This window comes from Streptomyces rhizosphaerihabitans (genome assembly GCF_025399795.1).
GTDB lineage: Bacteria > Actinomycetota > Actinomycetes > Streptomycetales > Streptomycetaceae > Streptomyces > Streptomyces rhizosphaerihabitans.
The window spans coordinates 1-10,819 of sequence record NZ_JAODTZ010000105.1 but is presented as its reverse complement, the minus strand read 5'-3'; the positions used below and the strand labels follow the sequence as shown (position 1 = coordinate 10,819).

Genomic DNA, 10,819 nt, shown 5'->3' with positions numbered 1-10,819 from the left:
CTCACTGCCTGTTTCCGAACCGTGACGATCGGAATTCCCGGCTCCCTCACCTGCACTGTCGTACACCCCGCCACGACCTGCACACTCGATGTATACACACCATGTATACACGCCGCGTATACATGGTGTGTATAGTGCGGATCATGTCCATCGGTCACACCCTTTTAGGGCTCCTGGAGTCCGGCCCGCGCCACGGTTACGACCTCAAGCGGGCCTTCGACGAGAAGTTCGGTCACGACCGGCCGCTGCACTACGGCCAGGTCTACTCGACGATGTCCCGGCTGCTGAAGAACGGGCTCGTCGAGATCGACGGGATCGAGGCGGGCGACGGCCCCGAGCGCAAGCGCTACACGATCACCGACGCCGGCATCACCGACGTACAACGGTGGCTGGCGACCCCGGAGAAGCCGGAGGAATACCTCCAGTCGACCCTCTACACCAAGGTCGTCCTCGCCCTGCTCACCCGGCGCGACGCCGCCGAGGTCCTCGACACCCAGCGCTCCGAGCATCTGCGCAGCATGCGGATCCTCACCGACCGCAAGCGCAAGGGCGACCTGGCGGATCAGCTGATCTGCGACCACGCCCTGTTCCACCTGGAAGCCGACCTGCGCTGGCTGGAGCTGACCGCCGCCCGACTCGACAAACTCCGTGAGGCTGTGACCCGATGACGACTTCTCCCCCCGGTTCCCTGCTCACCGCGCACGACCTGCGCAAGGCGTACGGCCCGACCCACGCGCTGGACGGCGCCGAGTTCTCCATACACCCCGGCGAGGTCGTCGCCATCATGGGCCCCTCCGGGTCCGGCAAGTCCACGCTGCTGCACTGCCTCGCGGGGATCGTGCCGCCCGACTCCGGGTCGATCACCTACAACGGGCATGAACTGACGAAGATGAGCGATGCCCAGCGCAGCGCGCTGCGCCGCTCCGGGTTCGGGTTCGTGTTCCAGTTCGGTCAGCTGGTGCCCGAGCTGACCTGTGTGGAGAACGTCGCCCTGCCGCTGCGGTTGAACGGCTCCTCCCGCAAGGACGCGGAGCGGACCGCGCTCGGCTGGATGGAGCGCCTGGAGGTCGACGACCTCAAGGCCAAGCGTCCCGGCGAGGTCTCCGGCGGCCAGGGCCAGCGCGTTGCCGTGGCCCGCGCGTTGGTCACCGGACCGCGCCTGCTGTTCGCGGACGAACCCACCGGCGCGCTCGACTCCTTCAACGGCGAACGCGTGATGGAACTGCTGACCGAAGCGGCCCGCTCGACCAACGCCGCCGTCGTCCTCGTCACCCACGAGGCACGCGTGGCCGCCTACGCCGACCGCGAGATCGTCGTCCGCGACGGCCAGTCCCGCGACATGGAGCGCGCCGTATGAGTCCTCGCCAGTGGGCCAGAGACCTGGTCATGGGGGCCCGCTTCGCCGTCACCGGCGGCCGCGAGGGCTGGGTCCGGATGACGCTGACCGCAGTCGGCGTCGGCCTCGGCGTGGCACTGCTCCTGCTGTGCACCGCCCTGCCCAACGTCTTCGCCGCCCGCACCCGGGTGGAGGACGCCCGCTACGCCAACGTGTACTCCCAGAAAGTCCCGCCCAAGGCCGACAACACCTTCCTGATCGCCCAAGCCGACACCACCTGGCACGACGACGACATCCTCGGCCGGTTCGTCGAACCCGAGGGCAAGCGGGCGCCGCTGCCCCCGGGAGTCGACGCTTTCCCGGGCAAGGGCGAGATGGTGGTCTCCCCCGCGCTCAAGGACCTGCTCGCCTCGGACGACGCCAAGCTGCTGCGGGAACGCCTGCCCTACAAGATCACCGGCACGATCGGCGAGAGCGGACTCATCGGCTCCCACGAACTGGCCTACTACGCGGGCGCCTCGGGGCTGAAACTCACGGACTTCTCCCCGGTGCACCGGCTGACCGAGTATGGCCACCCGGACTCGACGCCCGAGAAGACCGACCCGGTGCTGCTGCTCATGGTCCTGGTCGTGTTCGTGGTGCTGCTGACCCCGGTCGCCGTGTTCATCGCCGCCGCCGTCCGCTTCGGCGGCGAGCGCCGCGACCGCCGGCTGGCCGCGCTGCGCCTGGTCGGCTCGGACAGCCGCATGACCCGGCGGATCGCGGCGGGCGAAGCACTCGCCGGAGCCCTGCTCGGCCTGGTCATCGGCACCGGCTTCTTCCTCCTCGGCCGTCAGGCGCTGGGCTCCACCGAGGTGCTGGGCGTGAGCGTCTGGCCCAGCTACCTCGATCCCTCCCCCGCGCTCGCCGCGCTGGTCGCGGTGGCGATCCCGGCCGCCGCCGTACTCGTCACGCTGCTCGCGATGCGCGGCGTGGTGGTGGAACCGCTTGGCGTCGTGCGCGCGGCCAAGCAGCGCCGCCGCCGGCTGTGGTGGCGGCTGCTGCCGCCGCTGGCCGGCCTCGCGATGCTCTACCCGATGATCGGCAAGGGCCGCAAGAGCGGCGGCTTCAACCAGTACCTCGTCATCGGCGGCGTGCTGCTGCTGCTGATCGGCATCACCGCGCTGCTCCCCTGGGTTGTGGAGGCGGTCGTCGTCCGCCTCGGCAAGGGCGCGCTGTCCTGGCAGCTCGCGGTACGGCGGCTGCAGCTGAGCAGCGGAACCGCCGCACGCATGGTCAACGGCATCGCCGTCGCCGTGGCCGGAGCCATCGCCCTGCAGATGCTGTTCACGGGAACACAGAGCCAGTACACCAAGGCCACCGGCAAGGACCCTGGCCGAGTCCAGATGCAGGTCGACTTCAGCGATCGCAAGCCACTGTCCGGTGTCGAGCGCGAATTCACCGGCACCAAGGGGGTACGGGCCGCAGTGGCCCCGGCCACCTTGGAGTACGGGGACGCGCGTCGCAACCCGAAGAACAGCAACGGCCTAACCGTGGGTAACTGCACTGCCCTGCGCGAACTCGCCACGCTTCCCTCCTGCAAGGACGGCGACGTGTTCATAACGCGAACGAGGAGCCACTACACCTCCCCCAGCAACGCTGACGAAATCGCCGTGGTGAAGCCCGGTCGGCAGCTCTACATCGACCCGTCGTACGACGATGCCACCGAACGCGGCATCGAGGTGCCCTGGACCGTTCCGGCGAACGTGCGGGTGGTGGACGCGCGCAAGGACTCACTGCAGGACGCCAACGGTCTGCTGGTCACCCCCGCCGCCCTGCCCGCCAAGGCCGCGCCCGCGTTGTTCTCGGACGGGGTCTACCTGCGTCTGGACCCGTCGGTGCCGGACTCACGGGAGTACATACGCAACGTCGTCACCCGGATCGACCCCCTGGCACGCACCTACAGCTGGTCGGCGACCCAGGAGGACGCCAAGTACACCTCCATCCGCACCGGCCTGTTCGTCGGTTCCGCCTTCGTGCTGGCACTGATCGGCGCGAGTCTGCTGGTCTCCCAGCTGGAACAGCTGCGCGAGCGCAGGAAGCTGCTCTCCGCGCTGGTCGCTTTCGGCACCCGGCGCCGCACGCTCAGCCTGTCCGTGCTGTGGCAGACGGCCCTCCCGGTCGGACTCGGCCTCATACTGGCCACAACGGTGGGTATCACCCTCGGCTCGGTGCTGCTGAAGATGACCCGTACACCGGTGGCCATGGACTGGGCGAGCGTCCTGACCATGACCGGCGTGGGCGCGGCCGTGGTCGGCGTGGTCACGCTGCTCAGCCTGCCGCCGCTGCTGCGGATGATGCGCCCGGAAGGCCTGCGCACGGAATAACCCCTCGCACATCCCCGAAGTGGGCTCCTCCGCCAGGAGGAGCCCACCCCTGTTGCCACCGATGCTGCGGCTGCGTCGTGCACCCGGCACACGACGGGTGTGTGCAAGGCGAACTCCTCTCATCCGCGCGGGGCGACGGCGAAGTGCAAGGACGGCATCTACTCCTACAGCGCCAGCTTCCGGGGCACCTGCTCGCACCACCGGGGCGTCAAGTACTGGTACCGCTGACCACCAGCTGCGTGGAGCCCCCGGCCGCTTCCTCAGGCCAGGGGGCTCCGTGCAGCGGTGTCGGTGTGCCGGACGGCGAGGTACCGGCTCCGCATGCTGGAGCCAGATGTGGACATCCGCAATGTGCACGGCGACTGCCGTCGAGCCGACGGGAGTTGATCAGACGTCAACTGCCTGCATACACAGATTTCACCTCTCGAGGTCTACCCGCGTAGCCCCGCCGTGCGCTGTCATGTCCCCATCCCCGGGACACCCGCCGGGGCGAACAGTCGGAGACCCCATGCGCCCCCTCACACACATCGCCGCCGGCACCTCCGCCCTCACCCTCGCCGCCGCTGGCCTCATCATCGGCACGACCTCCACGCCCGCCTTCGCCTCCACCTGCTCCCAGTCACGCCTTCCGCTCCCCGATGCGTCCTGCACCCCCGGCGCCTACAACCCGGACGTCACCCAGTCGACGATCGGCTCCACGATCTGCGTCTCCGGCTGGACCGCCACGGTGCGGCCGCCCACCTCCTACACCAACCCCCTCAAGGCGCAGGGCATCATCGACTACGGCTACGCGGACACCGCGATGGCCGACTACGAAGAGGACCACCTCGTCCCCCTCGAGCTCGGCGGCGCGCCCCGCGACCCGGGGAACCTGTGGCCCGAGCCCTACGCGGGAACCAAGACCGCGACGACCAAGGACGGCGTGGAGACGAAGCTGAAGAACGCCGTATGCAAGGGCACGATCGCCCTCTCCGCCGCCCGCTCCGCCATCCGCAACAACTGGACAACCGCACTCTCGGTGACCGGAATCGGCTGACACCGGCGGCGCGCGAAGCCGCTGCAAGGGGCACGGGAAAAGGAACGGAACGTGCCCGGGCTTCGTTACAGCGTGACTGACCACGGCCGCTGGAGAGGGCGGTCTCGCCGTCGAGGGTGATCGCGACCACGGCGCCGTAGACGGGCAGTTCGCCAACCGTGTTGAGACGGTCGCGGATCCCCTCCAGCCTGTCCCACAGGCAGCGCGGGCCGCCCTGGTGGACCATCGGCGACTGACGAGGACAGTCCGCGTGGGCCCGTGCCCAGAAGCCGTCAGGGTGCGCCATCCAGTGTCGGCGTCGGCGAACCCGGGTTCTGGATCGCTTTCAGTGCCCGGGGCCACGGAGGGACACCGAAACCGCGATCATGAACGGCCTCGCGCGCTGGAGAGGACCCGCTTGCGGAGTAGGTCGAAGTTGGCTCGGTCGTGCCTCTTCAGCATCTTGATCTTGCTGTTGTGGCCCTCGACGACACCGGAGCTCTAGCGGAGGCTGGTTGAGGGGGTCGGCGACGAGTCCGGTTTTGGCGAAGTCGGCGCCCCCGGCGCGCTGTCCGCCGCTGAAGTCGCCCCAGCCGAAGCGATTGCCTGCTCGGCTACCCTGCGCCGTGTCTCAGCCGAGGCCGAGCGTGCTGAGCGCAGTAGTCCAGTCGGTGACGATCGCGCGCTGAGCGGCGGCGAGGGTGATCTTGTTGGCGCAGACCGCGGTGTGCAGTTTCGTCTCCACCGGGTCCTTCCGGTTGTTGACCCCGGCGCCCGTCTTGTGGCCCGGGTCCGGCGGCTCGACCCACAGGTTCCGGGGATCATTGGGGTCGCCGCCGAGCTGCAGGCTGATCAGGTGGTCGTACTCAGCATCGCGCATGGAGCCCGTGTAGCCGTACGAGGCCGCGTTCAGCGCTTTCTCCTTGCCGGTGACGGACGTGGACGGCCGGATGCCGGAGGTGTACCCGCCCTTGCGGCAGATCGTGGACTTCAGGTTCGCCTGCGTGACCGCCGGAGAGATCGCACCCGGCGTGCACGTCGGGTCCTCCAGCGGCTCCCCTTTCTCGTACCGGAGATGACAACTCCCCGCTGGGGGCTGTTTCTGGACGGTGTAGGTGGTCTGGGGGCCGGCCCCGACCGCGATCGCCCGGTCCGGGCCGCCGCCTGCCTCCGTGCCCGACGGCCTCGTGGCCGAAGTCCCGGTCGGCGACGCGGTCGATCCACTCGTTGCGGCCGGGGTGCAGCCCGCCAGGAACACGGCGGCGAACAGCACGGATGACGCGGCGCGGTAGCTGGAGCGCATGACGACCCCTCACGAGCAGGAAATGGCTGGGCACATACTGCCCGGCCAGCGCATCAGCACACCGGCCGGGGCCCGCGCAATGCAGCACGGCACGCTGCGGGGGCGCCACCCCGCAGCCCAACGCCTGTGCAGTCCCCGGCCTCAGGATGAGCGAGGCCTCCACGCCGTTGACCGGCTCGGTCGCCAAACGTGAACTCCAACCTGAACGACAGTCCCGAAACGGTCAACGACGACCCGCACGACAAAGGCTGACTGGTGTTGGCTAGTAGTCATCCCTGACCGGTGGCCCTCCGAGGTGCCGGTTCTGGCGTCCGAGGAGGCAGGTGGCAGCGCTGACGGCCGCGCCACCTCCCGGGATCTCGCCGATCTCGCCGACCACGTGCCCGGCAGGGCCGCCGACCGACCCGAAGTCCTCAGCGAGTCCGCAGCCACACCGCCAGCACACCCACTGCGGCCGTGCCAGCCCCGTAGCACGCGCCCCGCAGGAACTGGGTGGCTGCGATACGTCGCCGTCGCAGGACCCACCGCGCGACATCACACGTCGCCCGGCCGCAGTGCACCCTCGTGACGGACAGCCTTCGTCCGATGACCTCCCATTGGCCCGAGGGTGTCGTTTTCCCCGTGGGGCACCCTGTCATGGCGGTTGCACCTTCCTTCCTCGGCGTTGTGGTCTTCTTCGGGCAGCCGGGCGTGCTCGCTCGGGGCCCCGCCAGCCCAGGTGGCTGCGACCGGCGTTCTGGTGGAGTCACGCGGGCGGGCAGGTATCACAGGCCGGCAAGGGCCGGCATCAGGTGGCTGGCCTGCGCGGGACGGAGCAACTGGAAGGTGACCTGTCCGTCGGCATCTATGCGGGCTCCGTGCACGGCGGGTTCGGGCAGGCTGTTGTAGTGGAAGGGCGTGGAGAAGTAATAGGCGCCGGTGTCCGGGACGACGACGAGGTCGCCGGCGTCGAGGAGGGGCAGCGCACGGTTGCGTGCCAGCAGGTCACCAGCGAAGCAGCACGGGCCGGCGATGTCCTGCGGCACCGGCTGGCCGTGCTTGGCCCGGCCGTTGGGGTCGTGGGCCTCGATCCGCAGGGGCCATGCGTCGGGGGCGAACACCGTCCGCGTGGCAACCTGTGCGCCCGCGTGCGTGATGGCGATGGGGCGCCCGCCGGCGGTCTTGGTGTACTCGACGTACGCGGCGGTGAACCCGTTCTTGGCCAGTACGGAGCGGCCGAACTCGGTGACGATCTCGTACTCGCCCGAGAAGAGGGCCGGTGCGTGTTCGCGCAGGTGGTCGACGTAGGTGTCGAAGCCGGGCGTCGTCTCGTCGGTGTCGAAATTGACCGGCAGTCCTCCCCCGATGTCGATGCCGGTGACCTGCCGGCGGCCGAGGCGGGTGTTGATCTCCTCGGCGAAGTCCACGGCCTTCGCGATGCCCTGGGCGATCAGGTCCAGGGGGCAGCCCTGCGAGCCGATGTGCGTGTGCACCCAGGTGAGCCAGGGACGGTCCTGGTATGTCCGCAGCAGTCGTTGCCGGTTGCCCTCGTCCTCCAAAGGGATGCCGAACTTCGAGGTCGTGGTGGCCGTGCTCATGGCGGTGATCGAGCCGGCGCCGATCTGGGGGTTGATGCGCACGCCGATCCGCGAGCGGGAACGGCGGGTCGCCAGGGTCTCGTCCAGCCGTGAGAGTTCCTGGAAGCTGTCCGCGTTCACGGCGATTCCCAGGCTCAGTGCCCGGTCCAGTTCGGCCCGGGTCTTGGCCGGGGAGTCGAACACGATGTGTTCGGGTTCGAATCCCGCTTCCAGGGCCTGGGCAAGTTCGCCGGCGCTGGCGACCTCGCAGCCCATGCCGTTTCGGCGCAGTTCCTCGAGTACGGGAACCAGGCAGTTCGCCTTGGCCGCGAACGCGTGCAGGACCCGGCGGGAGTCGCGGAACGCTCTGTGCAGGGACCTGACGGTTTCACCGACGCCGTCGAGGTCGACAAACCCGGCCAGTACGGCCGTCTCGGGTTCCAGGAGTTTTTCCTGTACCGCTGCCCGCAGAATCCGCTCACGCCGGTCGGCCTTGTCGGAACCGTTCATGCTGCGCCCTCCCTGAGCCGGGGTCTCGCCGCCCCGCGGTTGCCGTGGGGCGGACCACCAGCCTCTCGTCGCAGCGGTGCGGGTGTCTTCGTCGCAAGTCCCGGTGTTCGGCCGCGCGGTTCTCACCATGGAGCGAAACCGCGGGCCCGCCGCAGCCTCCTTTGGACTCGGGCACGAAGAAGGCGCCCTCTCTTCGTGGCGGACGCTCGCGTGCTCATGCTTCCCGGCCGCCACCACGCTCGAGAAGGCGCAGTTGCAGTTGGGCGAGGAGCCGGGCGTCGGGACTGCGGAGGTCGAGTCCGGAGAGCTCAGTGAGCCTGCCGATCCGGTGGCGCAGGCTGTTCGCGTGCACGCCCAACGCCCGGGCGGTATCCGGCACGTGACCGAAGTGGTCGAGGTACGCCTGCAGGGTCTGCACCATGGTCCCTCCGCCTTGCCCTGCGTCGAAGGCCACCAGGCGTGCCACCGGTGTCTCTGGTGCCGGGGCCGGCTCTGTCAGCGTGTCCAGCATCTGGTTCAGGGCGATCGTCTCGGCCACCTCGCTAGCGCAGGCGACGGTACGGTGCTCTCCCGGCGAGAGCAGGGCTCGCAGGGCCAGGTCCGCCGACCGGCGGGACGCGGGCAGGTCCGCCAGGGTTTCGACGACTGTGCCCAGACCTATTCTCGCTTCCGGCCCGGACGCGTCCGCCACTTGCACAGCCAGTGACTTCCCCAGACGCGCGAGCTGTTCGGCGGCCCGCCGTTGGTCCTGGTGCAGTGCGCCCACCAGGACCAGGACGCCCTGATCGACCGGTACCACCACCGGCGTGAGGTTGTTGGCACCGCAGCACACCGCCAGCAGGGCGTACAGCCTTCCGGTTCCCTCTGCTTTGCAGGAGGCTCCGGGGCGCACCGCCAGGGCGGCGCAGTGCCCGTGTGCCGGGATCCTGGTGAGTTCGGTCAGCACACCGGCCGGTCCCCGCCCGTCAAGCAGCGCACGGGCCGCGTCCTCGACCAGTCGGGCGTGCGTGCGGTGCGACCGGTGGTGGAGCAGATGTGCGGCGGCCACCCGCGCTGCCGAGCGCAGCGTGTCGCAGGCGTGCGAGGGGAGGTCGCCGCCCGCGGCCGCCACCCAGATCGATCCGAGAATCTCTCCGCCTGCCCGGACCGCCATCACCAGACGTTCGGGGTTCTCTCCGTGCGCCGGCCGGTGGATGACATCCCCCGAACCCCACAACGCCCGGAAGAACCCGGCTTCCCGCATGGCGGCGACGCGCCACTCCGGCACCCGGCGGCCGAGGATCGTCAGCCGCCGCAACTCGTCCACGTCCTCCTTCGTGGATGAGTACGCCAGGACCCGGGACTCCACGTCCTCGATCGTGACCGCGCCGCCGACCAGGAGTGCCACCGCGTCGGCCAGTCCGTTCAAGTCGCCCGGTGTCACCGCCGGATCGGCGGGGATCCCGGACAGGACCAGACCGGCCCGCAGCATCCCGACCAGCTCGGTCCAGCCGCACCACGCCGTCCGGAAGAGCACCGCCACACCGGCGTCCTCGGCCGCCGCCCGCAGCGCATCCGCGGGCCGGCCCGACCTTCCCTGTCCGAAGACCACCGCGGCCGCGGCCGAGCCGGCGGCGTCGAGCACGACGTCGACGGCGGCGGCCGACCCCGGGTCGATGCCCACCGCGAGCAGCATCTGCCCCCGTAACAGCCGGGGTTCCAGCGGGTCCAGCATCGTGACCCCCTCGACCAGGGCCTCCAGACCGCGCTGCGTCGTGCACGGTTCGAGCGCACCGGCCCCCATGACCGACAGCAGCCTTTCCAGCGTCGGCCCCGACACGGCGGCGTCCCCCTGCTCGACGATTCTGTTCAGCACCATCTGGCCCCCATCACGTCGGCACGTCGCGTGACGGTGAGTGTAGGAGGAGTCACGGGAATGACGCGAGACGTCCCGGAATGTGCTTGGTGGTGCCCCTTGGGCATGAGGATCTGGCGGCTGCTGAACCGCCAGGGTGTCGCGGCGGCCCGGTGCACCGTCGAACGCCTCATGCGCGAGCTCGGCATCACCGGCGCGGTCCGCGGCAAGCGGGTGATCACCATGGTCCCTGACACAGCGCGGAACGAGCCCCGGACCTCGTGGACGGCGACTGCGTCGCTGCGGCCCCAAACCGGTGCCGGGTCGCCGACGACGAGATCGCCCAGGCGGAGCAGCTCATCGACCGGCTGACCCGCGACGATCTGGAAGGCGACGACTTCACCGACCGGTACACGGAAGCGGTGGAGCAGCTCATCGACGCCAAGCGGGAAAACCGCGAACCGCCCATGGCCGAGGAACCCGAGGAGGCGCCGGGGCAGATCGTCGACTTGATGGCCGCGCTCAAGGAGTCTGTGGCCAAGGCCCGCAAGTCCCGAGACGAGGACGCCACCGTCCACGACATGCCCAAGAAGAAGACCGCAGCCAAAAAGACGACGACCACAAAGACGGCAAAGAAGAAGCAGCCCGCCAAGAAAGCGGCCAAGAAGACGACGGCACGGAAGCCGCGGCGCAGCGCCTGAACCTGCTCACTGCCCAGTTGAGCGTGGCGGCGTCCAAAGGGAGGAACAGGCGAGACCCCGTCCATCCGCCGGGGGGAGCGGAAGAACGGGGCCGGTATAGGACAGTCCGGTCGACCTACCGCGGGGTCTGCGGCTTGCGATGCCTACCCTTTCCGCTGCCGAGAAGCTTGGGGGCCAACCCCTTGGGCGGCGCCGGAT

Annotated in this window: 10 protein-coding genes; 7 read left to right on the top strand and 3 right to left on the bottom strand. The window is 69.6% G+C overall.

The features are described 5' to 3' along the window. The first annotated feature begins 143 nt into the window (after positions 1–143). From N4G66_RS44230 to N4G66_RS44210, 5 genes are all read left to right on the top strand, one after another. Positions 144–668, top strand: coding sequence for a PadR family transcriptional regulator (locus tag N4G66_RS44230; protein ID WP_261709991.1), 525 nt, complete (start codon positions 144–146; stop codon positions 666–668). Next, positions 665–1,357 carry an ABC transporter ATP-binding protein gene (locus N4G66_RS44225; RefSeq protein WP_261709990.1) on the top strand — a complete coding sequence of 231 codons (693 nt, stop codon included), beginning with the start codon at positions 665–667 and terminating at the stop codon, positions 1,355–1,357. The genes N4G66_RS44230 and N4G66_RS44225 overlap by 4 nt, the downstream gene beginning before the upstream one ends. Then, positions 1,354–3,702 carry an ABC transporter permease gene (locus tag N4G66_RS44220; protein ID WP_261709989.1) on the top strand — a complete coding sequence of 783 codons (2,349 nt, stop codon included), beginning with the start codon at positions 1,354–1,356 and terminating at the stop codon, positions 3,700–3,702. The genes N4G66_RS44225 and N4G66_RS44220 overlap by 4 nt, the downstream gene beginning before the upstream one ends. A 99-nt stretch (positions 3,703–3,801) precedes the next feature. Further along, positions 3,802–3,930 carry a DUF3761 domain-containing protein gene (locus N4G66_RS44215; protein WP_261709988.1) on the top strand — a complete coding sequence of 43 codons (129 nt, stop codon included), beginning with the start codon at positions 3,802–3,804 and terminating at the stop codon, positions 3,928–3,930. A 280-nt stretch (positions 3,931–4,210) separates the two neighbouring features. Continuing rightward, the gene (locus N4G66_RS44210) at positions 4,211–4,738 is read left to right on the top strand and encodes a hypothetical protein (protein ID WP_261709987.1); all 528 of its coding nucleotides are present in this window, start codon (positions 4,211–4,213) and stop codon (positions 4,736–4,738) included. Between the two features lie 610 nt (positions 4,739–5,348). Here the strand turns inward: N4G66_RS44210 and N4G66_RS44205 are convergent. The 3 genes from N4G66_RS44205 to N4G66_RS44195 all read right to left on the bottom strand — a co-directional run bounded on the left by N4G66_RS44205 (position 5,349) and on the right by N4G66_RS44195 (position 9,944). Then, positions 5,349–6,020, bottom strand: a complete 672-nt coding sequence (locus N4G66_RS44205; RefSeq protein WP_261709986.1) for a hypothetical protein — start codon at positions 6,018–6,020, stop codon at positions 5,349–5,351. A gap of 764 nt (positions 6,021–6,784) precedes the next feature. Next, positions 6,785–8,086 (bottom strand): diaminopimelate decarboxylase, encoded by a 1,302-nt coding sequence (locus N4G66_RS44200; protein WP_261709985.1) that lies wholly within the window; start codon positions 8,084–8,086, stop codon positions 6,785–6,787. Positions 8,087–8,300: 214 nt separating this feature from the next. Beyond that, a complete protein-coding gene (locus N4G66_RS44195; RefSeq protein WP_261709984.1) occupies positions 8,301–9,944 on the bottom strand; it encodes a PucR family transcriptional regulator in 1,644 nt (547 codons plus the stop codon). A gap of 57 nt (positions 9,945–10,001) precedes the next feature. On the opposite strand from N4G66_RS44195, the gene N4G66_RS46185 reads away from it, so the two are divergent. Together N4G66_RS46185 and N4G66_RS44185 are read left to right on the top strand one after the other, a co-directional pair. Next, positions 10,002–10,292, top strand: coding sequence for an IS3 family transposase (locus tag N4G66_RS46185; protein WP_391858992.1), 291 nt, complete (start codon positions 10,002–10,004; stop codon positions 10,290–10,292). Continuing rightward, positions 10,202–10,621 carry a hypothetical protein gene (locus tag N4G66_RS44185; protein ID WP_261709983.1) on the top strand — a complete coding sequence of 140 codons (420 nt, stop codon included), beginning with the start codon at positions 10,202–10,204 and terminating at the stop codon, positions 10,619–10,621. Before N4G66_RS46185 ends, N4G66_RS44185 begins: the two co-directional genes overlap by 91 nt. The last annotated feature ends 198 nt before the right edge of the window (positions 10,622–10,819 follow it).